Here is a 26,198-nt window from a genome sequence, read left to right as displayed (position 1 = left end):
TACATGAAACAAAAACTACTTGTAACACTTCTCCTCGTTGTTAGCCTGTTGCAGCAGGTAGCAGCGCAGAGTCGGGAAATATCGGGGCGGGTAACGGACCGAACCAACGGCCAGGGGCTACCTGGCGTGACAGTGTTGGCGAAAGGCACCACCATTGGCGTTTCCACGAATGCCGACGGGGGCTACTCTATTACGCTTCCTACCACTACCTCCGTTCTTACCTTTTCTTCAATTGGTTATTTAGCCGTTGAGCAACCAATTGGTTCTTCTACGAAAATCAACGTTTCATTAGGTGCTGATAGCAAGCAGCTTGGCGAGGTAGTTGTGACGGGTGCCCTAGGTATTCAGCGCCAGGCCCAGGAGCTAGGATACGCCACCTCGACTATTGGGGCAAAGGAACTGAATCAAGCTCGCGTTACGAACGTGACCAACGGCCTGGCTGGCAAAGTTGCGGGCTTGCAGATCCAGACCGTGAACAACGGCATCAACCCCAGCGTGCGTGTTACGTTGCGTGGCACCCGCTCACTCACGGGCGAAAACCAGGCCCTGGTAGTAATCGACGGCGTGCAGACTACCCAGGACGTGCTAACCTCCCTGAACCCCGACGATGTCGCCGACATCACCATCTTGAAGGGTGCCAACGCGGCCGCCCTCTACGGCTCTCAGGCTACCAACGGCGCCCTCATCATTACAACTAAAAAAGGTGGCTCCGGCCCCCAAGTTACCTTCTCACACACGTCGCAGCTGGAGCAGATAAGCTTCTGGCCCAAGCTTCAGAATGAGTTCGGGCCCGGTTCATCGGAGTGGATTCAGGAGTATACGCCTTACGAGAACCAGCAGTACGGTCCGCGCTTCGACGGTACTATCCGCGAACTGGGCTACAAGCCGGAGGTAGGTGACGTGCAACAGATTCCGTATGTGTCGCGGCCAAATGAGCGCAAGGATTTCTTTAACACCGGCTACCAGATGCAGAATAACGTGTCGTTCTCGGGCGGCGACAAAGACACTAAAATCTACGTTTCCTATCAGAACACTCACAACAAAGGTATTCTACCTAAGGACGAATATGACCGCAACACGTTCCGCACCAATGCTTCGCGCCAGATGGGCAAGCTCTCGGCCGGTGTGAACGTGTCGTACACCACCTATAAGGTCGACCAGACGACTGGTGGGGTGTACAACCAGTTATTGAACACCTCGTCGCTGATTCCGCTCTCTCGTTACAAAAATTGGCAAACCGACGTGTATGCTAACCCCAACGGCTATTACAACGAGTACTTCGCTAACCCCTACTTCAACCTCGACGATAACCGTCGCAGCACCCGCCGCAACACATTGGTCGGCAATATCGACTTAGGCTACAAGGTGACCAGCTGGCTATCGGCGCAGTACCGCGTGGGCCTGACTTCCATCAGTGAGGTCAGCAAGAGTTGGCAGGAGAAATTCACTTACTCGAACTACACGCTTACTCGACCGGTCAACTCCCGTACCAACATCCCAGGGACCGTGTCCGATCTGAGCAGCAGCGTGAACCGCCTCAACTCCGACCTGTTCCTCAACTTCGACAAAAGGTTTGGGGTAATTTCGGTGAAAGCCATTCTAGGCAATAACCTCCAAGTCAATAACGCCAACTACCAGAGCGTAGCGGCTAACGCCCTATTCGTGCCGGGCGTGTTTAACGTCAATAACCGCATCGGCGAACTGACCGGCGGGCAGGCTAGCTTCCGCTACCGCCAGGGCGCTTTCTTCGGCGACCTTACCCTCGGTTATAAAGACCTCGTGTACCTGCACGGTTCCGGCCGGCAGGAAACCGTGTCGACGCTGAGCAAAGACAACCGTTCCTACTTTTATCCGAGTGTTGATGCCTCGCTGGTACTGTCCGAAGCCATTCCCGTGCTGAAGGAGCTTTCCTTTTTCGACTACGGCAAAGTGCGCGGCGGCTACTCCAAAGTAGGGCAGGTGAACTTCCCTAATAGTTCGTCGGGTGTGGCTACCACGTATGGCGCCTATAACCTGGCGGCGGTCTACAACACGGGCAGCGGCTTCCCGTTTGGCTCTAACGCCTCCCTCACGCTCAGCAACCAGGTAATACAGCCTAGCCTGAAACCAGAGTTTACGCACTCCACCGAGGTAGGAACCGAGCTAAGCTTCCTGCGGCAGCGCGTGAGTCTGGCGGCTACTTACTACTACCAGCTTTCCATCAACCAAACTATTGCGGCGAGCATTGCTCCTTCCGGGGGCTACAGCTCGTACCTACTCAATGCCGGCCGGGTACAGAACAATGGGGTGGAAGTAGAACTGAACCTCACGCCTATCGAGAGCCGTGGGGGCTTCACGTGGCGCGTTGGAGGTAACTACAACTACAATAACAACAAGGTGCTCAAGATTACGGACCAGACCAAGCAGTTGGCCTTGTCTACTACCAGCGACAATGGGCAGGCGCAGATCTACGCAATCGAAGGGCAGCCTTACCCGGTTATCCAGGGTACCGACTACAACCGCGACAGCCAAGGCCGTGTTATCCTTACTTACATCAACCTAGGTCAGGCCACCGCCGCCGACGGTACCAAGTATGACCGCCAGGGCTGGGTGCCCTCGCAGGCCAGCCAGCTAACTAACTTCGGCAATTCACTGCCCAAGCACAAGTACGGCTTCAACACCAGCCTCACCTTCAAAGGCCTGACCCTGGCCGCGCAGGCTGAGTACCGCACGGGCTACTATATCTACCACGGGGTGGGCTCTACTATGGACTTCACAGGGGCTTCGGCGCGCAGTGCTTCTACTGGTCGCCTGCCTTTCGTGATGCCGAACTCTTCGGTGCTCTCCGCTGACGGCGTAAACTACGAAGCCAACACCACCAACCTGACGCCAGGTGGAGCTGAGTTCTGGGCCAACAGCTCCTACAATCGCAACATTGCCGCCAACTACATCACCAAGGGCGACTTTTTCAAGCTGCGCGAGTTGTCGCTAAGCTACGCCGTGCCCGCTACGCTGCTGAGCAATGCCAAATTCATCAAGGGGCTGAACCTCAATCTCTACGGCCGTAACCTGTTCTTGTGGGTTCCTAAGGAAAACCAGTGGACCGACCCGGAGTTCAGCAACCAGAGCGGCAACGCCATTGGCATCAACGACGTGGGCCAGACGCCGCCCACCCGCTTCTACGGTGCTAGCTTGTCGGCCACCTTCTAATTTTCTCAACAGAAATGAAAAATACCATAGCAAAGCTTTTGGTGGCTGCCACCCTCGTGTCGCTGTCGACCGGCTGCGAGTCGTTTTACGACATTAATGATAACCCTAACAGCGTAACTCCAGATAAGGTAGTTCCGTCTGCCATTCTGGCCCAGGCTCTAAAAGTGACGGCTGATACCTACGGCCTTACTTTGAATGTCTACGGTAGCTGGACGGCTGGCTATTGGGGCAAGACGGGTACCGTAAACGGCTACAACGAGGAGCGTACCTACACTTACGGTGCCACGTATTATCAGGGATTTTGGGGAAATACGTACGACAACCTGAAGGATTACGACGGTATTGAGAAAAGCGCCTCCGCACAAGGGCTTCTCTACCACGCCGCTATTGCCAAGATCATGAAGGCCTTTAATTACCAACTGCTAGTCGATCAATACAACAACATTCCGTATACTCAATCGTTGCAGGCCGATGCGGAAGTACCCCTCATTGCGCCTCAATATGATAAGGCTGAGGACATTTACAAAGACTTGGCATTGCGGTTGGACGAAGCCGTGGCAGCCATCAAAACGGCCCCTACCACGACCCAGTCCGTGGGAGCAGAGGATATTATGTTTGGAGGCAACATGACCAGTTGGGTGAAGTTTGCCAATACACTTAAGCTGCGTATGTTGCTGCGGCAATCCTTCGTGCCATCATTAGATAGCTACGTGCGCACCGAAATGACTAAGCTCCAGTCGGCCACAGATGGCTTCGTGACGACGGACGTGGTAGTGCAGCCTGGTTACATCCAAACGTCGGGCAAGCTAAACCCTCTTTGGGGTAACTACCGTGCCAACGCCACGGGTTCGCGCATTGCTCAGAGTAACTACCAGAACGGTACGCAGTTCATCATCGACCAATACGATAAGAACAACGACCCAAGGGTGTCGCAGCTTTATGTGAAGGCCACCGCTGGGACCTTCAACGGCACCTACAAAGGCGTGGTGCTCGGCGACCCAAATCCGCTACCCGGTAGCACTCAAATTTCGCGGTGGAAAGACTACGGCGGCATCTTGAAGGGCTACGACGCGCCAGTGCCGCTGCTACTGGCGGCTGAAAGCTACTTCCTGCAAGCTGAAGCCAAGTCGCGCGGCTATCTGACTGGAGGGGACGCCGGCGCCAAAACTGATTATAACAATGGAATTCGTGCCTCGTTCGTGTATTTCTACACGCCCGCCCCGAGCCAGTCGACAACGGCCAACAACGTGTCAGCCAACGCGGTACCGGACTACACCAAGTACTTGGCAACTAATACTGCTAACAAAATGGTTAACTGGGACGTCGCCTCCGACCGCCCGGATAAGCTGGATAAGATCATCTACCAGAAGTATTTGGCTATGAATACAGTAACGGCCATCGAAGCGTGGAACGAGTATCGCCGCACAGCGTATCCGAAATTTCCGGCCTCTTTGCAGTCAAGCTCACCGCGGACCGACAAATTACCGCTACGTCTGATGTACCCCCAGACGGAAGTGAGTACGAATAGCTCAAATGTGCCAGCAGATGTCAACCAGTTTACGTCCAAGATTTTCTGGGACGTACTGGACTAAAAGCTAGGTCTGAGCTACAAAAAAGGAGGTTGACTAGTCAGCCTCCTTTTTTGCGTTCTAAGGAAAGCAGGTGGAAGTATAACAAGTGTGCAACTCGGCATGAACGCACTTGGCTAAACATCCGGGCCTCTTTCCCGTTTGGGCAAGAGTCAATTCGTCTTCATTCATGCCCCAACGCTACTATTTGCTGTCGCTGCTTTTGGTGCAGCTGCCTGCTCACGCTCAAAACCTAGCTTCTGCGCCCGACACAACTCGCGCCGTGCGCCTACCTGAGGCCACCGTGACTGGCTACGGCACACGGTTGCCGCTGCGCCGCACGGCCGCTGCCATCGGCGTGGTCGATGCTACTACTATTGAGCGCTTTAATCAAACTTCGCTCACGCAGGCGGTAAACACGTTGCCCGGCGTGCGGTTGGAAGAACGGGCCACGGCGAGCTACCGCATTAGCGTGCGGGGCAGCACGCTTCGCTCACCCTTTGGCGTACGCAACGTGAAGGTGTACTACAACGACATTCCGTTCACGGAGGCTGCCGGCACCACGCAGCTCAATCTGCTCGATCCCGCCATTATTGGGCGCATTGAGGTGATCAAAGGACCTGCGGGTAGCGTGTACGGGGCCGGCACAGGTGGCGTACTCTTGTTTGAAAACCGTAAGCCTAGGCCCGAGGAGGCCAGAGCCCAAGTTGGGTTCACGGCTGGCAGCTTTGGCTTGCGGCGCTACTCAGTGGTGGCGGAAAGCGGTACTGCGACTGGCTACTTGCGCGCGCAATATGCCCGTCAATCGGTGGATGGCTACCGAGAGCAGAGCGCCCTGCGTCGCGACGTATTTGCCCTAGATGGTGAGTTCGCGCCCTCCGAAAAGCGTACCCTCGCAGTGCATGGTCTCTACACCGATATCAATTACCAACTGCCCGGTGGCCTCACGCGGGCCCAGTACGAGCAGAACCCGCGCCAAGCGCGACCAAGTACGGCTACGGCACCCGGTACGGTAGCGCAGAAGGCCTCATATGCATCGCGTACGGCGCTGCTCGGCGTAAGTCACGAGTACCGATTCTCTGACCGTTTTTCGAACAAAACTACACTGTATAATTCGGCTACAACTATCCAAACGCCTTACTTAGTGGATTTTGAGCGGAATACGGGCGTGGGTTGGGGCGGCCGCTCCAGTTTCAACTATCGTACAACGCTAGCGCAACGTCCGCTACGGCTGAGTGCCGGGGCTGAGCTTCAAAACAGCTTCGAAGACTCGCGTAGCTACCAGAACCTAGCAGGTGTACCCGGTACGTTGCGCTACGACGACGAGATTCGGACAGCAGCCGGGTTCGTATTCGGGCAGGCGGAATTGGAGTTGCCGGCTGGTTTTCTAGCTACCGTGGCAGCTAGCTACAACCGGCAGCGCTACCGCATCGCCCGGATTTCGGATGCAGCCAAGCAACCCACTAATTACCAATTTGAGCGCGACTTCCAGCCGCAGGTGTCGCCACGGGTGGCCGTGCTCAAGGAGCTTACCCCGCGCATTTCGGCCTACGCCAGCGTGAGCAGTGGCTTTTCGCCGCCGACCGACGAAGAAATTCGTCCTTCGGATGGCAGCTTAAATCGAGCCTTGCAAGCGGAGCGCGGCACCAGCTACGAGCTAGGTGCAAAAGGCAACGCGTTCAACAACCGCCTCACCTTCGACCTCGCTTTGTTCGACTTTCGCCTGCGACAAACCATCGTGACGCGCACCACCGATGCGGGCACTAGCGTGTTCTTCAACTCTGGCAACACGCGGCAGCGTGGCCTCGAAGCTGCTGTGAGTGGCTGGCTCTGGCGCCCCACTACCGAAGCTGCGACCCTAGGTACTGCCCAAGCTACCGGACTGCGGGCGTGGGCGAGCTTTGCCTACAATCATTTTCGCTTCGGCACTTACCAGAATAACGACCAAGATAATACGGGTAAGCGCCTGACTGGCACTGCTCCGCAGACCCTGGCGGCTGGTCTCGATGCAAATTGGCAGGCCGGTTTTTACCTCAACCCAACCGTTAGTCACCAAGCACGCATTCCGCTCAACGATGCCAATACCGCGTACGTCACCGGCTACTGGACGTTCGGGACACGCGCCGGTTGGCGCCGTACCGTGCTAGGCCACCTAGAGACTGATATTTATGCGGGCATTGAGAATGCGCTGGACCGGCGCTACAGCCTAGGCAACGATTTGAACGCCTTCGGCGGCCGCTATTTTCAGCCCGCGCCTGGGCGCAATTATTATGCGGGAGCAACCCTAGGTTGGAAAATTTGAGTCCTAGATGCTGGCGGGCCCTACCAGTTGCAGAGCCGATCTTCTATGTACTGCTAATTGCTGAATAGCCCGCTCAATCTTAAACGAGAGACAATAGAAAAGCCTGCTCCTTTCAGAGCAGGCTTTTCTATTGTCAAGTCTAGAATCGTGTTTATGAATCAGCGCAACCAATGTAGGTGAGCTGAGTTCAGGCCTACAAATTGTCTTCGTTTGGGTCGGGACCTTCGGTAGTGCGATTAGCGGGCTCGTTGGTGGGCCAATTGCTGGTGCCACCGCCGTAGCGCGGATCATCGCGGCGGTACGACTCCCGTTGCGCTTCGTAGCTGTCGTCCACGTGGTCTAGCACGTCGGCGTTGTTGAGGTTTTGAGGCACGTTGCCGCGTTGGCTAGGTTCTGGGGTAGAAGGCGCTGCTGTGCCGCCGGGGTTATTACCAGCGCTATCTTGTACTTCGGTAGTAGAATCGGCCACGCCGAAAGTGCCGTAGCTAGGTGTGTGGCTCGCCGTGTTTGGTACGGCATCTTCACCGGCTATATGCGGGTGCTGACCTTCATCAGCGTCGCCGTCTTTCTTGCCTAAGTCTCGGCCAACTTTGAGGTTTTCAGCAGCATCACCGAAGTTGTAGTTACTCTCGGAGTGAGAAGAATTTTCAGGAGTTTCCATAGGATGTCGGAGTAGGAGTAAGATTCAAAGAAGCGCTAACGCCTTCTTTCTACGCAAAGCCTTTCATTCTGGCTATGGCTAGGGGTTCCAAAAAACTCCGGCCTTTTTTCGGATAAGTCCGTATTCTGCTGCAAACGTATGGGATACCCTGCGAGTAGCATACCCTATTAACTTTTACCGAATGAAGCCCACTATCCGCCACAGCAAAGATGACCAGACCTTTTACGCTACGCTCGACGGCTACGAATCGGAGCTAGCTTACAGCCAGCCAACCCATGAGCTAATCGACTTCGTGCACACGTTTGTTGACGAAAACCTGCGCGGCCAAGGGGTTGGAGAGGCTCTAGCACAAGCTGGATTAGCGTATGCCCGTGAGCATCATTTGCGCGTGCGCACAAGCTGCGAGTTCATGGCTGCTTACGTAAAACGCCACCACGCTGAGTATCAAGATATACTGGCGTAGTGGCGCTTTATGTAGGTAGCAAAAAGGGCAAACCTAGGTCGTAGACCTAGGACCCCTCTCCGCGATTGTTATCGTCGAGGTTGCTGGACTGCGCAATAATGGGGCGCAGCACGCTATCTGACACGCCCGATGTGCCATCGGCAGCAGGCTCGTCGAGCAGCTGGCCGTGCGTTTCGCGGTCGAGCATCGAGGGAGCATCTACTTCTTGAGGAGCATCTGGCTGGTCATCCTGTGGCTTGGGTGGATTGCGCGGCTGCGGATCCTGCATTTCGGGCAGCGTAAACAGGTTTTCGCCTGGGCGATGCTCATCTTGCGTTCCTTCAAAGGAAGCATTCGGGTCGGCAATGGTGGCCGGTTGGTTCTGGGTTTCCCGACGGGGCGGGTTTTCGTCAGGATTCTGGGCGGTGTTTTGCGCGGAGTCTTGCATGATGGAAGGGAGTAAATGAAAACAGGTGCCCAAAGCGGACACCTGCTTCTTACGCAATTTTGCCTAACGGTTGCTGCCTTCGGCGAAAAAATAAGCTACGGGAGCGGCTACTTAGCGGGCATGAGCACGGCATCAACGACGTGCGTCACCCCATTACTAGACAGTACATCTGGAATGGTAACGTTCGCTACGCTGCCTTTTCCATCGCGCAGCATCACGGTGTCTTTGGTTTTGACGACGGTAAGCTGTTCGCCTTCTACCGTGGTTAACGTCTGGCCGTCTTGCAAATCAGCGGCGGTGATGCGGCCTGGCACGACGTGGTAAGAGAGGATATTCGCTACTTTATTCTTGTGGCCAGGCAGCACCAGTGAGTTCACCGTGCCAGCGGGAAGCTTGTCGAATGCCGCATTAGTAGGCGCAAAGATGGTGAAAGGCCCATCTGCTTCCAGCGTTTTTGCTAACCCAGCGGCTTCTACTACGGCCACTAGCGTTGTGTGCTCCGTCGAGTTAACGGCATTTGCAACAAGATTTTTATCGGGTGTCATCAGGGCCCCGCCTACTACTACGCCTATCGGCGCGGCAGGCGTACTAATGAAGCTGGTGGGAGTTAGCTGTTGGGTTTTGCCTTTTACCTTGGTGCCGTCGTCGGTTTTGCCCTTTACTTTAACCTTGCCGTCTTTCGAGACTTTGGTTTTCGTCATCACGCCGTCCTCCTTCACCTTGGTCTTTTCGTCGTCCGATTTTTCCTTGGTTTTGGTTTGAGCGAAAGTCGTAGAAGCTGCACCTAGGTTTAAAGCTAGGGCAAGCGTGAGAGTAGGAAAGAAATACTTAGTCATGTTTTCCAGGTGGGGAGAAAGATGGCGCCTACTAAACTCAACGCTGTGGCGCTGACCGTGTATACGAACGTGTAACGGGTAAGGATCAGTATTATGTACTATAGTTAGGGCTTTTATTCAACGATTAGTGAATCAATGGCCATAAAAAAAGCCTTTGCGGTTTGCAAAGGCTTTTAGAATCACTAAAATAGCAGCAAGCTATGGGGTTACCGTTTGCACTTGGTCGCCCTTGATCTTGGCTTTTTTATCCTTTTTGTCAATTTTCGCTTTGCCGTCTTCGGTCTTTACCTTGGCGTGCTTCTTGTTCGATTTTACTTTGGTGGTGTCACCTTGGGCCAGCACAGCAGGTGCGGCAGCGGCGGTCAGCATGAGCGCTACCAGGGCCGCAGAAAACATTCGCTTCATCATAAGAGTAGCAATGAAATTGGAGAGAGACGCTACTCGACCTAGCTTTTAGTTCGAGCAGTGTCGAGCCTCATACGTATGCTCGTCCGGTAGGGTTGGCCGCGTAGGCTATTTTGTTGTGCTCGCTACTCCCGCTTCTACGACAAACGGCACCCTCACTGAGGGTGCCGTTTGCGAACAGTTAGTGTAGAAGCTACTCAGGTCAGGAACGGTGTGGTTGTGGTCAGGAGGGTTTATAGTCGCACGAAGCGTTGTACGGTGCGTTGGCCTTTGTTGCTCAGTTCTAGCAAGTACATGCCTGCTGGCACGGCGCGCAGGTCTACGGTGCTGCCGCTTGCTGCCTCACCGATTGCGACTTGCTGCCCTTTTACATTATAGATGCGGTAGTGGAGCACGCCCTCAGTGCCCGTAAACGTAATGGATTCTGCGCTTGGGTTGGGGTAGAAGGATGCTACTGCCGCATCACCTTTCCACTCCACGGCTTGTACCGGCGAGTAGCTTTCAGTGCCATCTAGGTCCACTTGACGCAAGCGGTAGTAGGCTAGGCCATTCACCGGCGCACGGTCGGTGAACAGGTAATTAGATATGCTGGACGTGGTGCCTTCCCCTTGCACCTTGCCAATAGCAGCGAAGATCTCGCCGTTGGTGCTGCGCTGCACTTCAAAATAGTCGCTGTTCTTCTCGGAAGCCGTAATCCAGTGCAGTGCCACGTTCTTCTCCTGCGCTTCGGCAGTAAAGCGTACGAGTTCAACGGGTAGGGGGCTATTGCTGGAGATTAATACGTCGTCAACTAGAAGTACGGTTCTAGAACTAGCATTCAGCCTTATCCGGATTTTGGCTTGCGACAGGGTAGCGAGACTTACTCGAATTTGTGTGTAATGGGTATTAAGTAAACTATTTGAAGAAAAAACTTTGACGTTGTTGTAACCTGGCGTTGAAGGTAGAGTGCTAGGAGGTGTGCTAAGATTATCAGTGAAGCTCCATTTTGTGCCGCTGCCGCCCCCACGAATCGTAAGTACATCTTGATAGTTTGTGGGATTAGCTGCGCTATCTGGGTTAATGCCAACTACAATCGAACCATTGCTTTCCAGACCATTAGGATTATTGCCGTTGCCATTGCCATTGCCATTAATAGAGAAAACAGCAAGGCGAAAAGTCAAAGTAGCTTCATTATTTGTACCTGTAAACTGCACGTTACGGAAATTGATATCTGCAGTGACTACGTTGCCAATGTTGTTAGCAGGAGATTCATTCTTAACTCCGAATGAGTTGATAGCTGCAGGAGCATCAGGAGAACGAACGTACAAAGGACTATTTTCTGGTGAGTAAGAATCGCCGGAATTGCCTGAGAAAAAGGCTCCATCACCGCTAGTCGTATAACGTAGGTTACCGCCCCGATTGGCCGACTCAAAATTCTGCGAGGTAGTATACTGTGCCCAACTTAGAACCGGGCTCAATACCAGCAAGGAAGCCCCTAATAAGACTCGGGCAGAAGCTAGCTTCTTAGAAATATGGGAGTAGAAGGAAAAACGCATGGGTAGAGGTAGGTGTGGATATAGCAGAGAAAAAGATGGACAATTCTATTTTGGTATAAACTTACTATCTTTTTGGAGTATGTCAAGGCTTAAGACAAAAAAACTTAGATATTTTTATATATTAGTTAGTGAATTAGACATGAATCCATAAAACACGTCTGATAGAATTTTTAGCAAAAATTTGACTACCAAATAGTTAATAAAAAAGCGCGACCAGATCCTAGATCTGGTCGCGCTTACAACTTTTTACTAATGGCTTGCTTTGCACTTAAGCAAGCTGCAGTATCACTTCCATTAAGCTTACTGCTTGATGAGGCGCCGCACAGTTTGCGTGTTGGCGCTGCGTACTTGCAGTAGATAGGTGCCTGCTGGCAAAGCGTGTAAGTCAAGCTGCGGGTTGCTGCCGCTCAGGTCCAGGCGGCGTACGAGCTTGCCGCTCACCGTACTGATGCGTACCTCGTACGTTTCGCTAACTCCCTTGGGCAGATCCAAGGTGATGTAGTCAGTGGCGGGGTTCGGGTAGACACCTAGCTTGTTCGTTTGGTTGGCAGCGGCATTCTGGATGGTCAGTACTGGTGAGTAGGCCGTAGCACCATCGAAGTCAACTTGACGCAAGCGGTAGTAGCTAGTGCCAGCCAGCGGCGCCACATCGGTAGTCTTATAAGAGTAGCTGCTTGAGCTAGTGCCGTGGCCTGCCACTTCGGTTATAGCCTCAAAAGACTCGCCATTAGCGCTACGCTCCACTACAAACTTTTCGTTGTTCTTCTCAGAAGCCGTGGTCCAGGTCAGGAGTACACTGCCTTTGCTGAGCTTCGCATCGAAGCTAGTCAGCTCTACTGGTAATGGGCTGTTGCGGCAGCCAGCGGTGGCAAGACTAGTTGAGCAAGTAACATTAGCAGCGTTCGTTGTACCATTGTCAGTGTCAAACCCTCTACAAAAGTTTAGATAGCCCACCACCGCAAACTTACCGCTGTTTTGCCGGCTTTGCCGTCCTACTCGCACAATGCCTACGCCACCCTGAGTAGCACCTTCAAAATCACCATTATTAGTAAAATCACCGAGGATATCGAAAAGACCAAAGTTTTGAACGAGACCATTGTTCGTAAAACCAACGTTGTTTCCCGCAACAGTCTGCCGGAAAGTGCCGCAGTTCCTAATGGTTGCGCTGTTATTAATATTGTTGGCTGTGAAGGTTCCTAGGTTGTCTATCTGCGCGTCTGAGTTGATATTAATAGAGGTAGTGATGGCGAACGTAGCGCCAATAGTGTTTCTGATAGTACCACCCAGGGTTATGTTACCGTTGCCAGAAGGTTCTACACGCAGGTTACCAAGATTGGTAATGGTCCCGTTATTCAGGTTCAAATTGGTGAGCGTGGTTGTTGCACCTGAGCCGTTCGAAAACTGCGCATCACGGTTTACAGAGAGAGTACGAGCCGTGAAGCTGCCATTGTTAACAATTTGGCTGTTCGCACCATTTAGGTTGAGGTTGCCGATGTTAATAGTTGCTCCCTGATTGTTGTACACTATTCCTTGATTAGGAACGTCGAAATCGGCTGTGATGGTACCACTGTTGCAAATAGCGCCGCCAGTGCCATTCCAAGTAATCCGGCCCGAAACAGTCACGCCTGCCGCAATACAAACGGTTTCGCCATTGACTATACTTAGATTATTAATATTGTTTGTGACGGGACGGCACGTCTCGCATTGCGCCCACGCATCCTGTGAAAAAGCGAAAAAGCTCAAAAGTAAGCTAGCTACTAATATGCGTGTTATTCGAAGAATCCGCAAAGAGTGTAGCGCTACAGAATACTGCATAACTTTAATATGATTGGGTAGAACTTATTTGGTCATCGTTCAGCCAAAAGTAAAATATTCTGCGGCGCTTTATATAATATTAATAAAAATTAATACTATTATTTGAAAAAATAATTATATAAAATTTAAATATTTATAAACTTGGTTACAATAGATGTAATAATTGCTATGCTTAGTAAAGAGTACTAGGCAGAGTCTTCCGTAGAGCGAGGTGGAGCTACTTACGATCAGGAGGGCAGTGGACTAAATGGCAATTAACGTATGCGCGTACAAGCAGTAAGCGCCAGACGGTACCGTCTGGCGCTTACTAGCAAAAGCTTAGAAGGGAGTCTTGTGCGCGAGACCTAAGCCTTACTTCAAAAAAGCTTGTACCTGCGTGGTCAGCTCAGCCTGGGTAAACTCCTGCTCGAAGGCTTGGCGCTTCTTCTTCTGGTTGTTCACCATCAGGGTAAAGGGAATTGCGCCCGACCACTTGGGGTCTAGCTTCGTGATCCACGAGTTGGGGTCAGGTTCGTTGAGCAATATCACTTCCGACTTCAGGGCACGCTTGGCTACGAAGGGTTTTACCTTCTTGTCGAGCAGTGAGGCGTTGTCCATGCTCACCAACAGCACCTTTACTTTCTGCTTGGCATAAGTGGTGTTCAACTGCTCGAAGCTAGGTAACTCCTTAATACAAGGTGCGCACCAAGTCGCCCAGAAGTTGACGACGTACGTTGTGTCGCTGGGGCGGGCGAGGCGCTTCTGAAGATCAGGCAGCTTGATAACGGCTACTTGTTGGGCATGAACGGCGCTGGCGCCTAGCAGGCCACCGCCGAGAACGAGCATTTTCAAATAATTCATAGTTGCTAAACGCCACGCTAAGCGCTTTGTTATGAATCGGTGCGGGCCCAGTTGCGTATAAAATGGTGACATTGATGCCTCGCTCGCCCGAGGTGGAAAGTAAGCTGCAAGTAGGATAAGATGCTTAAACCCAAAAGCGACGGCTCTATTTGAGCGCCCTAATACCAGAAAAGCAGCCAATCTTTAAACAAAAGGACAGCTCAGAAGCTTCCCTTTCTACTGTCGGTCTGCCGGGTAAGCGTTTGCATAGTCTGCGAAAAGCAGCGTTAATTTGGAAAATACTTACGCCAGCAACTGGTATAAGCAGCGAAACCTAATCAACCAAAGTCCCCATCCTTATGAGCCAAGATCAAAATCAGAATGGCGCTTCGGGCAACGGCACGGGCACAGCCGTGACGGGTGCCGGCACCTCCCAGGACCAGCGTACTGCTGCCGGCGAGAATGCTCAGACCCTCACCACCCGTCAAGGGCATCCCGTATCGAACAACCAGAACCTGCGCACTGTAGGCAACCGCGGGCCAGCTACGCTCGAGAACTACCAGTTCATCGAGAAAATCAGCCACTTTGACCGCGAGCGTATTCCGGAGCGCGTAGTACACGCCCGTGGCGCCGGTGCGCACGGTGTGTTCGAAGCTTACGGCACCGTAGGTGGTGAGCCCATTGAAAAGTATACCCGTGCTAAGCTGTTCAACACCAAGGGCAAAGAAACCCCGGTGTTCGTGCGCTTCTCGACGGTAGGCCACGGCGGTCACTCGCCCGAAACCCTGCGTGACCCACGTGGCTTCGCGGTGAAATTCTACACCGAAGATGGCAACTGGGACCTAGTAGGTAACAACTTGAAGGTGTTCTTCATCCGCGACGCCATCAAGTTCCCCGACCTGATTCACTCGCAGAAGCCTGACCCGGTGTTCAACCGCCAGACAGGCCAGCGCATTTTCGATTTCATCGCCAACACGCCGGAAGCCATGCACATGGTGAGCTTCCTGTTTTCGCCCTGGGGCATTCCGGCCAACTACCGCCAGATGCAAGGCTCAGGCGTGAACACCTATAAGTGGGTGAACGCGCAGGGTGAAGCGGTGCTGGTGAAATACCACTGGGAGCCGCAGCAAGGCATCAAAAACTTGACTGCTCCTGAAGCCGAAGCCATTCAGGCCAAAAACTTCAACCACGCTACCCAGGACCTGTTCGACAACATCAAGAAGGGCAACTTCCCCAAGTGGGAGCTGTGCGTACAGATTATGTCGGACGACGAGCACCCTGAGCTGGACTTCGATCCGCTCGACGACACGAAAATCTGGCCTGAAGATCAGTTCCCCTTCCTGCCTGTGGGCATGATGACGCTGAACAAGAACCCCGAGAACTACTTCGCTGAAGTAGAGCAGGTGGCATTCGGTACGGGTGTATTGGTCGATGGCCTTGATTTCTCGGACGACAAGATGCTGCAAGGCCGCACCTTCTCGTACTCGGATACGCAGCGCTACCGTGTAGGACCTAACTACTTGCAGCTGCCCATCAACGCGCCTAAAAAGCACGTGGCTACAAACCAGCGTGATGGTCAGATGACGTACCACGTAGACGCGGCACCCAACCAGAACCCGCACGTGAACTACGAGCCTAGCAGCCTCAACGGCTTGAAGGAGTCGCCTTCACAGGGCCCTGATCACCAGCCGATGTACACGGGTCGTTTGGTCCGTCAAACCATCGACCGCACCAACAACTTCGGCCAGGCCGGCGACCGGTACCGCAAGCACGAAGATTGGGAGCGCAATGACCTCATCAACAACATGGTGGGTGCCCTCGCTGATGCGGAGAAGGTGATTCAGGATAAGATGATTGAGCTGTGCACCAACTGCGACGCCGATTGGGGCAAGCGCTTGGCCGACGGTATCAAAGCTGCTAACGCCAACACCGAAGGCGGCAACCAGTATAACGACCAGCAAGCTGAGAAAGCAGTAGAGCAAGCCGAGGAAATGGCGCACGACGCCAAGCCTTACTAAGGCTAGAACCTAGCTTCAGCAGAAACAGCTTCTGCTAACAAAACAACCCCGTACCTAGCCAGGTGCGGGGTTGTTTTGTTAGCTACATGATGGTAGCAAATGATTGTTACCTTTCTATTAGACAAAATTTAGTCCTAAGGATTAAAGGAAAATAAGTAGGCTGCCGTAAGCTGTAGGCTACGATTTGGCGAGTTGTAGTTTGCGGCAGCTATGTTGCGTCTGGTTTGTTGATCGACGTTGAAGGCCCCCAGGCCGTAAATAGCTTGTACTTGCAGCGCTTTGTATTTGTAACCTACTCCTCCGGTCAGACCAATATCGTAACGTTGAAGCCCCTGTCGAAAAGAGCCATAGTCATCACTATATATAGGACCACCATACGCAGGTTTACCGTCAAGAGTAGCTCGTCTGCTTGTCTTGCCGCCAACGCCAGTAGCTTCGTACAAACCCACTATAATTTGGAAGCCGCCTTCACGGTTAATCGAGTAGACTAAGTTTAATGGTACTTCGATGTAATCTAAATTACTTACTGTTGAAGCTGTTACAACGTAGGTACTCTTGTCGTAAAAAAATGTATAGAGCCCTTCCTGCGTGTAGCGGAAGCCTTTTTGAGAGTACAATACAGCTGGCTGAATAGCAAAGTGGCCGCATTGTATGCTTCCTACTATTCCAGCTTGCAAACCATAGCGTGGTGTACTTCCCTGTAGCTGGCCATATAGGTCATCGGGATAATAGTTCTTTTGGCTAGTCTGCTGAACGCCAACACGCGGACCTAGGCTGAATTTCACCTGAGCTTCAGCCCCGAAAGAAGCCACTAGTATTACACTAACCGTAAACAGGCTAGCTAACGAAGGGGGAGATAAACATGATAACAAAATGTCGGGTACTCTATAGGGTGATGCTTGAAGCTAGCCTTCAATGTTGCGACCTAGGTATTTAGTTAGTAAGCCGCCCAGTACGCCGGAGCCGGCGAGCTGAGCCAAATGGTCGATAAAGTCGGTTTGTTCCTTTGTGAGCCACAATTCGTTCTGTGGTAATATCAAGTGACAAACCCGGATAACAATCCCCACAGCCAAGCAGATACCAGCCACCACGACCAAGCTCAGCACCGTGTAGTGAATAACGTTTTTGGCGCGTTGGTCACGTCGGTGGGCACCTTTGCGCTTATCCTGCTCAAACCAGTCTTGCTCGTCCGTAGCCAACTTGGTTTTGCGAGTCGGACGTTTTTCGCCCCGAATGGCACTTAGGTCGGGTAGGGGCGGGGTGTCAGACGGCGTTGGCACTCGCTAGGTCCTGGTAATAGGTTTGAATAGCGTCGTTGGGAATAACGACGGAGCGATTGTTGCGACCACCTTGCTGGTGCCAGGTCTCAAACCACGGTGTGTTTTCCTGGTGCGTAAGTGCTGAGAGCTCCACGGCCGAATAGTCTTTGTACACGTCCCAGATCTTGTCCAAGAAGCTAGTGAGACTCGGGGCGTTAAGGGCATAATAGACCACGTGTCCGTTCGGTTCCAGCCTGCCAGCTGGCTCCGTAATGGGGCTGCCGCCGTAGATCTTGAAGCTGTCATACACGGAAGGTACTACGGGGCCATATTTCCAAGCCTGCACACCTTCGGCAATGAGCGGCTCGCCCGTCAGACCTAGGTACCAGCCGTGGGCTGCGTACACTAGTTTTACCAGCTTCATGGGCGTCACCGGAATGCCGGACTCCAATGACTTCCGCACGAAGTAATTAGCAACGGCTACTGCGTTTTCCATGCTTGGGTTATTCTAAAGTAACTACCGCGATTCCCGGTTAGGACAAAATTACGGTAAAGTATAGCGTATATACGAAGAAATACAAAATAGAGTGCCAATGGAAAGCTAGGTGTTGGACGTAAGGACAAGAGGGATGGTTGATGCGAGAAAGAGCAGAAGGATTTAGCTGATTTTTGTGTAAATATTTATAGTTTAAATTTAATTAATTATGTAACGCAGGCATAATAGTCATGTAATAGCACCGCTCTACCTTGGTCTAGGTAAACCTAGCTAATCCTATTATGCCGGAGAAGATTACGAAAAACCTCAACCGCCGTGAGTTCATTAAAAATACGGCCCTCCTTTCCGGTGGTGTGGCCCTGCTACCAGCCGTACTCACTAGTTGCGATGATGACGGCGAACTGCCTGGATTGCCCGGCTCATTCGGGTTCCTCGAAGGCGTAGCTAGCTTCGACCCCTCCCAAAGCAGTGTGATCATCTGGTCGCGTTACACGCCGCTGTTGACGGAAGCCGGCGACACAGCCATCCGCTGGGAGCTAGCCGACAACAGCAGCTTCGCGCCGGTGCTGAAGAGTGGCAGCCTAATGGCCGGCGCCGCTACAGATTACACGATCAGCTCCGACGTAACAGGACTGGTAGCCAACAAAAAGTATTATTACCGCTTCCAGAGTGAATTAAGTCAGGCAAAATCAGTGGTGGGTGAAACGCACACGCTGCCCACGGCCGGCCAGGTAAGTAGCATGAAGCTAGCCGTGGTTTCGTGCTCCAACTACCAAGCGGGCTTCTTCAACGTGTACGGCGCCGTAGCCGAGTCCGACGCCGACGTGGTGGTGCACCTAGGTGACTATATCTACGAGTACGGCCGCGGAGAATATGGCTCCAACCCGGCCACCGCCGCCCTGAACCGAGGGCATTTGCCAACAGTGGAGGTGATAAGTGTGCAGGACTACCGCACCCGTTACAAACAGTATCGTAGCGACAAACAGCTCCAGAAGGCGCACCAGCGCAAGCCGTTCATCTGCGTGTGGGACGACCACGAGCTAGCCAATGACGCTTACATCGATGGGGCCGAAAACCACCAGCCCAACGAAGGCGACTTTCAGCAGCGGAAGAAGAATGCGCAGCAGGTATGGCACGAGTACTTGCCGGCGCGCGTAGCCAGCAGAGACAAGATCTTCCGGAGCTTCGACCTAGGTGGGCTAGCCAACCTGCTCATGCTCGACACGCGCATGCTGGGGCGCGACAAGCAGTTGAGCTACTCAGATTATTTCGGGCCGGGCAACGTGTTCAACGCGCCGGCTTTCGCAGCGGCTTGGCTCAACCCTAATCGTAGCATGCTAGGCGCCGAGCAACGCGCCTGGCTAGCTACTTCGCTGGCCGGCAGTCAGGCCAAGTGGCAGGTGCTTGGCTCGCAGGTGCTGATGGGCAAAATGTACATTCCAGCCGAGCTGTTGTCGCTTATTGCGCAGCTAGCTTCTGGCGGGGCGACTCCGGCGCTGCTGGCGCAGTACACGGCGGTTTCCACGCAGCTTATCGCTATCAAAACCCGGATTCAGCAGGGCGACCCCACAGTGACCCCCGCCGAGCGTGCCCGCGTCGAAACGGTGCTGCCGTACAACCTAGATGCCTGGGATGGCTACCCCGCCGAACGGGAAAAGCTCTACGCCGCTGCCAACGGCAAAAAGCTTATTTCGTTGGCCGGCGACACGCACAATGCCTGGTACAACGACCTGCGCGATGCCAGTGGCCGCAAAGTAGGGGCTGAGTTTGCCTGCGCTTCCGTTTCCTCGCCCGGTTTCGAAGCGTTATTTGGTGGCAATACAGCAGCGGCCCAGGGCTTTGCTCAATCCACGGAGCTGCTGATCGACGACCTCAACTATCTCGATGCTTCCCAACGGGGCTACGTACTAGCCGAGTTTACCGCCGCCGCCGCTACATCCAAATGGCAATATGTTGCCAGCATCCTGACAGAAAGCACGGCGACAACAACGGGCAAAGTCGTGAGTGAAGCGTAAAACAAGCAGCAAGCAAATGAGAATTATCGCGGTGATAATACCTGCCTAGCTCTGCTTCTAGGCTCTCATGCTGATTCATAAAGTGGCGACCTTCTCGGATTGCCGCTAAAAAGGGTTGCTTATGGCCGATAAGGTCGTAGGCAACCCTTTTCTGTACCGAAGCAGTGACAACGATCAGCTGCGGCGTGAATACATCGGTGTAATGGGTGAGCTGCTACCTAGGTAGCCACGCTTCCATATGTATGTGGGCTGTGCTCTTCCAGCGCATTTACTACATTACGGGGGATACTCTACCGTCAGGTCATCCCCACCAAATTTGTATGCGTCACTACCGAGTGCTTGCTTTTCTGGCTGTTTTCCTGCTCGCTTTTCAGTACCTAGGTACCGCCCAACAGCTAGGGTCTTCCTTCACGAATCCCCTGTTGGATAATGGGCCTGACCCTTGGGTAACTCGCCATAACGGCTATTACTACTACATGAACACCATGGGCAACCGGCTGGTGATTCGCAAAACCAAGGTGCTCAGCCAAGTGTCGGCGGCGTCGGCGACAACCGTGTGGACGCCTCCCGCCACGGGCCCCAACTCGGGCGGAATCTGGGCTCCTGAGCTGCACTTCCAACGCGGGAAATGGTACCTATACTACACGGCGGCCGATGCGCAGAAGTTTAACGACGATACCCGCGGCGTATTCGTGCTAGAAAATAGCGCTGCCGACCCAACCACCGGTCAGTGGATCGACCGCGGCAAAATTAACACCCGTTACCCAGGCCTAGATGGGTCGGTGTTTGAGGATCGGGGCCAGTTATACTTTCTCTACTCTGCGTATGTCGGCCCACAGAGCGTGCTTTGCATTGCGCCCATGCAAAACCCGTGGACGCTGCTCGCCGATAAGGAAGTCGTTATTGCTACGCCAACCTACACCTGGGAGAAAGGGGGCGGCCGCCAAATCTTGGAAGGACCCGAGTTTTTGCGCGGTAAGAAAGGACAGGTTTTCATCGTGTATTCGGCCAGTGCCTGCTGGGATGATAATTATTCATTGGGCATGCTCACGGCCTCTGGGCAAAGCGACTTGCTGCAAGCTAGCTCCTGGACGAAGTCTTCTGAACCGGTGTTCTGCAAATCAGTCGCTAACAGCGTCTACGGTCCTGGTCATAACAGCTTTACCACCTCACCCAATGGCCGGCAAGATTGGATTGTGTACCACGCCAAAGATGCCCCAACAGGCAAGTGCGAACAGCGAAGCTTGCGCATGCAGCCCTTCAGTTGGAACCCTGATGGCACCCCGCGTTTCGGTGCTCCTGTCTCTACGAAAACGGTTCTAAGCTGGCCTGTAGGTCAGTAAATAGGAATTTATTGAACAGGCGCCGGTGCCCACACGATAGACTTACTTCATCCGGCTTGAGTAGGCAAAGGATACTCGCCTTCTCTCTTAATTGGAGGATCAAACGAGTTATAAAGTATATGGTCCCTTTGCAAAGCCATTGTTGATCCCGCACTGTAAGGAAGTATCGCCTAGGTAGGTAAGGGGCTTACCTAGCTGGCTTGCATTTACTTGAGGCGGTTATCAGAGGTTAGATTAAAATTATATTAAAATCCCAGCTACTTTCCCAGGCTGAGTTTCGTAAGAATACGCACGAAACGTTGGCTGACGCCACTGTCCTATTGCTCGCCTAGCTACGGTTAGGATGGACGGTCAGCCGCAGTGACTTCCACGAATGTGCTAGGTATGAAAGAAACTCGCGACAGTATTGCTGACATTTGGGGCTCGCGCACCGGTTACGAAGGACAATGGCCCGTACGCGTCGACGAACGGGTGGAGGAAGAGCCCGACCACTGGGTACAATCGGCCTGCGTGCTGTGCTCCAATGGTTGCGGCTGTGACATCGGCGTGAAAGACGGCCGCATCGTGGGCGTGCGCGGCCGAGCGGTTGATAGCGTCAACCACGGCCGCCTAGGTCCGAAGGGGCTGCACGGCTGGGTTGCCAACAACAGTCCGGACCGCCTGACCAAGCCCCTTATCCGCCGCAACGGCAAGCTGGAGGAAGCCACTTGGGACGAGGCCATGAGCTTGATCGTGAGCAAGTCGAAGGAGTTGATTGATAAGCATACCGCTAGCTCCATTGGCTTTTACACCTCAGGGCAGCTATTTCTGGAAGAGTACTACGCCCTGGGCGTTGTGGGCAAAGCCGGCCTCGGTACGCCCCACATGGACGGCAACACGCGCCTGTGCACGGCTACGGCCGCAGCGGCCCTGAAAGTGTCCTTCGGCTCCGATGGGCAACCAGGCTCTTACTCCGACCTCGATACCACGGAAGCCATTTTGCACGTGGGCCACAATATTGCCTCCCAGCAAACCGTGCTGTGGATGCGCGTGCTGGATCGGCTGGCTGGGCCTAACCCGCCCAAGCTGGTCGTGATTGACCCGCGCGCTACCTACACCGTCGAAAAGGCGACCGTGCACCTAGCTCCGCGCGTGGGTACCAATATTCCGGTGATGAACGGGCTGCTGCACCTCATCATCGAGGCCGGGCAAATCAACCAAGAGTACATTGACGCTCATACCCTGGGCTTCGAAGAGTTGAAGCAGATAGTGGCCAAGTGGACGCCCGACCGCGTGGAGCGGCTTACCGGAGTACCAGCTGATAAGCTGCGTGAAGCGGCCCACATCCTAGGTACCTGCAATAGCTTAGTGTCAACCGCTTTGCAGGGCGTATACCAGTCCATGCAGGCGACGGCTTCGGCCGTGCAGGTTAATAATCTTCATCTGCTGCGCGGACTGATTGGTCGTCCCGGCAGTGGCATCTACCAAATGAATGGCCAGCCCACGGCCCAAAGCACCCGCGAGTGCGGCGCCGATGGTGACTTGCCTGGTTTCCGCAACTGGGGCAACGAAGAGCACATTCAGCAGCTGGCCGACTTATGGAACGTGCACCCGGATCAGATTCCGCATTGGTCACCGCCCACGCACGCTATGCAACTCTGGCGCTACTGCGAGCAAGGCTCCATCAAGATGCTCTGGATCAGCGGTACCAATCCGCTGGTTTCGCTGCCAGACCTAGCCCGAGCCCGTAAGATTCTGGCGAAAGAAGATCTGTTTGTCATCGTGCAGGATGCCTTTCCCACCGAAACGACGGCCCTGGCCGACGTCGTGCTGCCGGCAGCCATTTGGGGGGAGAAAACGGGCTGTTTTACCAACGTAGGCCGCACGGTGCACATCTCCCACAAAGCTGTTGATCCGCCCGGCGAGGCGCGCTCCGACTTCGACATTTTCGTGGATTACTCCCAACGCATGGACTTCCGCGACAAAGATGGTAACCCGCTGCTGACCAGCACCTGGCAAACTACAGAAGATGCCTTCAACGCGTGGCGCGAGTGCACCCGTGGCCGCCCCTGCGACTATACTGGCATGAGCTACGCCAAGCTCACCGGTGGCTCCGGTATTCAGTGGCCCTGCAATGAGCAGTACCCCGATGGCAAGCCCCACCTGTACGAAGATGGCGTCTTTAGCACCGATATCGACTACTGCGAGACCTACGGCCACGACCTCGAAACCGGCGCCCCCCGCAGCAAGGATGATTACAAGCTCCTTGACCCGAAAGGCAAGGCCTTTCTGAAAGGCGTAGACTACGAGCCTCCCCACGAAGAGCCCGACGAAAGCTACCCACTGTGGCTGACTACTGGCCGGTTGGTGTACCACTTTCACACGCGCACTAAAACCGGTCGCTCTAAAGCGTTATACGACGCGGCGCCCGACAGCTACGTGCAGCTCGCCACCGAGGATGCGGCCCGCTACGGCATCGCCGAAGGCGATATGGTAGAGGTGACGTCGCGGCGGGGCAAGGTGCTGGAGCCTGCCCGCATCGGCGATATTGAGCCCGGTTTGGTCTTTATTCCCTTTCACTACGGCTACTGGGACAAGCCCGATCGGCCACGCGCAGCCAACGAGTTGACACTGACTGAGTGGGACCCGGTGAGCAAGCAGCCCCACTTCAAGTATGCCGCCGTCCGTATTCGTAAGGTTTAACCCTGTCTCTACCTCGCCATGCTCCTTAGCCACTACCTAGGTCTGCTCGAAAACAGCGAAAAGCAGCTTACCGATGCCTTCGAGCACGTTTCCCGGAAGCACAAAGATGAGCCCGACATCGAGCAGATATGCCAAAAGCTTTCGGCCTGGTCGCGTGAGCACCACGGCAAAATCATGAGCTTCGTTGAAAAGTATTCGGAAGAACAAAGCAACGAGCCAGCGAACCTGAAGCGTGACCTGTTTACTCAGAAGCGTAGCGGCAGCCTAGCCTTGTTGCGCGACCTGCACGATGTGTGGCTGCTGACCCAGGAAGTGCAGCTGTGCTGGATTGTCATCCGTCAAGCGGCTTTGGGCCTGCGCGACGAAGAGCTTAAGGCGTGTTATGCATTTTGCAGCGCCCGCACCAAGCGTCAGGGCGACTGGTTACTCGGCCGTATCAAGCAAGCCGCACCCCAAACGCTGCTGGTGGCAGAGGAGTAAGCTAGCTTGTTTCTTCACTTTACTTTTCTATTTAGACTTTGTGAAGGTGATGAATATGACCCTGCGTAGGAGCATTACTGAAAAATTACCTACCGGATATCCGCCAACCACTCGCTGGCTACATACCCAACACGACCATTCACCGCTACTTTGGTGTACCCTCCTTGGCTCTGGCCCAGCACGTACACAGCTGCCCTAGGCGGACAGGAATAGATTGACCGGACATTAGGGCGGCCCGCTGCCCCTAGCGGATGCGTTACCGCTTTGCGAAACCGGGTCCGGTATAGGTAGTTCGGAATCGTAACAGAATCCGCTGTGGGTTTCCACGTAGCTGCTGCAGGACGGTGTGCCACAGGCGCCTGCTGGCCTAGCGCCAGTAGGGGAGAGGAAGCAAGAATAGCGGATGATAGGGTACAGAACACGAGTGCTACCGTATGTCTGAATCTGAGGAAGGATGTGTACATGGCTCTTTTTTTATTTCTGCTTGCCTGATCTAAGTAACGAAGCGACAGTGAACTTCTAGGCAGGGAAGCATAGGTCGGCTAGTCGAAGAAGGGACCCTGACGCATAAGTACTCAGCAGGAGACTTACGTGCTACACCAAAGGCGTAACCAGAAGAGGTAGAGTTGTACCCATTCTGTTTTTAAGTGCTAAGTTGCTGTCTTAGCACTTTCTGCCCTCCCACCCAGGCCATGACCCAGACAGCTTCCCTCCCTGCTGACCAGGAAACAACTCCCTATTTCGGCATCTTGGATGGCCTACGTGGCATTGCTGCTGTTGCCGTCGTTGTCTTCCACTTCATGGAGTTTGCCGTTCCCGATTACGCCGACAACTTCATTGCCCACGCCTACTTTGCCGTCGATTTCTTCTTCTGCTTATCGGGCTTTGTCATCGCCTGTGCCTATGACACACGCCTAGAAAAAATCGGAGTTGCTTCCTTTCTTATGCGCCGGTTGATTCGTTTGCATCCCTTGGTAGTGATTGGGTCGTTCCTAGGGCTGCTGACCTTTCGCCTGGATCCTTTCAGTAATTTGTATACCGCATATGCCTCTAAAGTACTGCCGCTTTTTGTCGCCTCGTGCCTGCTGATTCCTTATCCACTAGTGCCAGAACGGTATTTCAACCTCTTCCACCTCAACCCGCCGACTTGGTCACTCTTCTGGGAGTACGTAGCTAATTTCGTGTATGCCGTGGTGCTAGTCCGTATGCGCCCAAGCACGTTGCATGTTCTCACGGTGCTAGCAGCTATGGCACTCTGTTACGAGGCGTACGCAGCCACAAACTTGGCAGTAGGCTGGGGTGGTGACAACGTTGGCGGTGGCGCCGTGCGGGTCAGCTATTCGTTTCTGGTGGGCATCGTTGTGTATCGCGCTAAGTGGATCATCCCCACACGCCTAGGATTTCTCGCCCTTACGTTGTTACTGATGGCGGCCTTTCTGCTTCCTTTCTCCAAGCAGGTGAACTGGCTTATCGACTCAGTGGTCGTGCTCTTCTACTTCCCCCTGCTGGTAGCCCTAGGTGCCGGAGCACGCTTGACGATACGTGCCGCAAAGCTCTGCACCTTCTTAGGGGCAATTTCTTACCCGCTCTACATGATTCATTATCCCTTCCTGTGGGTCTTTTTGAGCTACATAGAAAAGCAGAAACCACCGCTGAGTACCCTAGCCATGCTGATTCCACTCGGTGTGCTCTTGTTGCTGTTACTAGCGTATGGCATTATGCGCTTCGTAGATACTCCCCTTCGTGCGTACTTGAGCAAGAAGTTAAAGACAGGTTCAGCAGAAGTCTCTTATTTTAGGGTAAAGCAATAAGTCTAATAGTCAGCAACTAACAAGCTCTTCCTGTAAGGAGCTTGCATAAGTAGACTTGCTAGTTTGTTCGGCGC

21 protein-coding genes are annotated in these 26,198 nt (G+C 53.6%); 10 read left to right on the top strand and 11 right to left on the bottom strand.

Annotated features, from left to right (window positions below):
- Positions 1-3 precede the first annotated feature (3 nt).
- The 3 genes from SD425_RS18870 (at position 4) to SD425_RS18860 (ending at position 7,059) form a co-directional block, all read left to right on the top strand.
- The gene (locus SD425_RS18870; protein WP_324671554.1) at positions 4-3,189 is read left to right on the top strand and encodes a SusC/RagA family TonB-linked outer membrane protein; all 3,186 of its coding nucleotides are present in this window, start codon (positions 4-6) and stop codon (positions 3,187-3,189) included.
- Positions 3,190-3,203: 14 nt separating this feature from the next.
- The gene (locus tag SD425_RS18865) at positions 3,204-4,781 is read left to right on the top strand and encodes a SusD/RagB family nutrient-binding outer membrane lipoprotein (protein WP_324671553.1); all 1,578 of its coding nucleotides are present in this window, start codon (positions 3,204-3,206) and stop codon (positions 4,779-4,781) included.
- A 166-nt stretch (positions 4,782-4,947) separates the two neighbouring features.
- On the top strand, positions 4,948-7,059 hold the full coding sequence (locus tag SD425_RS18860) for a TonB-dependent receptor family protein (RefSeq protein ID WP_324671552.1): 2,112 nt from the start codon (positions 4,948-4,950) through the stop codon (positions 7,057-7,059).
- A gap of 193 nt (positions 7,060-7,252) precedes the next feature.
- Here SD425_RS18860 and SD425_RS18855 read toward each other — a convergent pair whose 3' ends face one another.
- Positions 7,253-7,720 carry a hypothetical protein gene (locus SD425_RS18855; RefSeq protein WP_324671551.1) on the bottom strand — a complete coding sequence of 156 codons (468 nt, stop codon included), beginning with the start codon at positions 7,718-7,720 and terminating at the stop codon, positions 7,253-7,255.
- A 181-nt stretch (positions 7,721-7,901) separates the two neighbouring features.
- Between SD425_RS18855 and SD425_RS18850 the strand changes: the two genes are divergently transcribed.
- A complete protein-coding gene (locus tag SD425_RS18850; RefSeq protein WP_324671550.1) occupies positions 7,902-8,183 on the top strand; it encodes a GNAT family N-acetyltransferase in 282 nt (93 codons plus the stop codon).
- A 46-nt stretch (positions 8,184-8,229) separates the two neighbouring features.
- Here the strand turns inward: SD425_RS18850 and SD425_RS18845 are convergent, their stop codons facing one another.
- From SD425_RS18845 to SD425_RS18820, 6 genes are all read right to left on the bottom strand, one after another.
- A complete protein-coding gene (locus tag SD425_RS18845; protein WP_324671549.1) occupies positions 8,230-8,610 on the bottom strand; it encodes a hypothetical protein in 381 nt (126 codons plus the stop codon).
- Positions 8,611-8,717: 107 nt separating this feature from the next.
- Positions 8,718-9,446, bottom strand: a complete 729-nt coding sequence (locus tag SD425_RS18840; protein WP_324671548.1) for a fasciclin domain-containing protein — start codon at positions 9,444-9,446, stop codon at positions 8,718-8,720.
- 198 nt (positions 9,447-9,644) lie between these two features.
- Positions 9,645-9,854: a hypothetical protein gene (locus SD425_RS18835; protein WP_324671547.1), complete on the bottom strand. Its 210-nt coding sequence runs from the start codon at positions 9,852-9,854 to the stop codon at positions 9,645-9,647.
- 230 nt (positions 9,855-10,084) lie between these two features.
- On the bottom strand, positions 10,085-11,386 hold the full coding sequence (locus SD425_RS18830) for a T9SS type A sorting domain-containing protein (RefSeq protein ID WP_324671546.1): 1,302 nt from the start codon (positions 11,384-11,386) through the stop codon (positions 10,085-10,087).
- Positions 11,387-11,686: 300 nt separating this feature from the next.
- Entirely contained in the window at positions 11,687-13,129 is a 1,443-nt protein-coding gene (locus SD425_RS18825) for a T9SS type A sorting domain-containing protein (RefSeq protein ID WP_324671545.1), read from the bottom strand.
- Between the two features lie 423 nt (positions 13,130-13,552).
- The gene (locus SD425_RS18820) at positions 13,553-14,041 is read right to left on the bottom strand and encodes a TlpA disulfide reductase family protein (protein WP_324671543.1); all 489 of its coding nucleotides are present in this window, start codon (positions 14,039-14,041) and stop codon (positions 13,553-13,555) included.
- A 338-nt stretch (positions 14,042-14,379) separates the two neighbouring features.
- Between SD425_RS18820 and SD425_RS18815 the strand changes: the two genes are divergently transcribed.
- A complete protein-coding gene (locus SD425_RS18815) occupies positions 14,380-16,038 on the top strand; it encodes a catalase (protein WP_324671541.1) in 1,659 nt (552 codons plus the stop codon).
- A gap of 134 nt (positions 16,039-16,172) precedes the next feature.
- Here the strand turns inward: SD425_RS18815 and SD425_RS18810 are convergent, their stop codons facing one another.
- From SD425_RS18810 to SD425_RS18800, 3 genes are all read right to left on the bottom strand, one after another.
- On the bottom strand, positions 16,173-16,823 hold the full coding sequence (locus SD425_RS18810; protein WP_324671540.1) for an outer membrane beta-barrel protein: 651 nt from the start codon (positions 16,821-16,823) through the stop codon (positions 16,173-16,175).
- Positions 16,824-16,943: 120 nt separating this feature from the next.
- Positions 16,944-17,318, bottom strand: coding sequence for a hypothetical protein (locus SD425_RS18805; protein WP_324671539.1), 375 nt, complete (start codon positions 17,316-17,318; stop codon positions 16,944-16,946).
- Positions 17,302-17,793 (bottom strand): Panacea domain-containing protein, encoded by a 492-nt coding sequence (locus SD425_RS18800; protein WP_324671538.1) that lies wholly within the window; start codon positions 17,791-17,793, stop codon positions 17,302-17,304. The genes SD425_RS18805 and SD425_RS18800 overlap by 17 nt, the downstream gene beginning before the upstream one ends.
- Before the next feature lie 281 nt (positions 17,794-18,074).
- Here SD425_RS18800 and SD425_RS18795 point away from each other — a divergent pair, with 281 nt between their 5' ends.
- The 4 genes from SD425_RS18795 to SD425_RS18780 all read left to right on the top strand — a co-directional run bounded on the left by SD425_RS18795 (position 18,075) and on the right by SD425_RS18780 (position 24,313).
- On the top strand, positions 18,075-19,808 hold the full coding sequence (locus tag SD425_RS18795; RefSeq protein WP_324671537.1) for an alkaline phosphatase D family protein: 1,734 nt from the start codon (positions 18,075-18,077) through the stop codon (positions 19,806-19,808).
- A gap of 320 nt (positions 19,809-20,128) precedes the next feature.
- Positions 20,129-21,151 (top strand): glycoside hydrolase family 43 protein, encoded by a 1,023-nt coding sequence (locus tag SD425_RS18790; RefSeq protein ID WP_324671536.1) that lies wholly within the window; start codon positions 20,129-20,131, stop codon positions 21,149-21,151.
- Positions 21,152-21,535: 384 nt separating this feature from the next.
- Positions 21,536-23,833 (top strand): nitrate reductase, encoded by a 2,298-nt coding sequence (locus SD425_RS18785; protein WP_324671535.1) that lies wholly within the window; start codon positions 21,536-21,538, stop codon positions 23,831-23,833.
- An 18-nt stretch (positions 23,834-23,851) separates the two neighbouring features.
- Positions 23,852-24,313, top strand: a complete 462-nt coding sequence (locus SD425_RS18780) for a molybdopterin oxidoreductase (RefSeq protein ID WP_324671534.1) — start codon at positions 23,852-23,854, stop codon at positions 24,311-24,313.
- Positions 24,314-24,402: 89 nt separating this feature from the next.
- Here the strand turns inward: SD425_RS18780 and SD425_RS18775 are convergent, their stop codons facing one another.
- The gene (locus tag SD425_RS18775; protein WP_324671533.1) at positions 24,403-24,666 is read right to left on the bottom strand and encodes a hypothetical protein; all 264 of its coding nucleotides are present in this window, start codon (positions 24,664-24,666) and stop codon (positions 24,403-24,405) included.
- Positions 24,667-25,005: 339 nt separating this feature from the next.
- Between SD425_RS18775 and SD425_RS18770 the strand changes: the two genes are divergently transcribed.
- Positions 25,006-26,124 (top strand): acyltransferase, encoded by a 1,119-nt coding sequence (locus SD425_RS18770; RefSeq protein WP_324671532.1) that lies wholly within the window; start codon positions 25,006-25,008, stop codon positions 26,122-26,124.
- Positions 26,125-26,198 lie beyond the last annotated feature (74 nt).

The organism is Hymenobacter sp. GOD-10R (genome assembly GCF_035609205.1).
Classification (GTDB): domain Bacteria; phylum Bacteroidota; class Bacteroidia; order Cytophagales; family Hymenobacteraceae; genus Hymenobacter.
The sequence above is the reverse complement of the archived record's forward strand: the minus strand, read 5'-3'. Positions and strand labels throughout refer to the sequence as shown.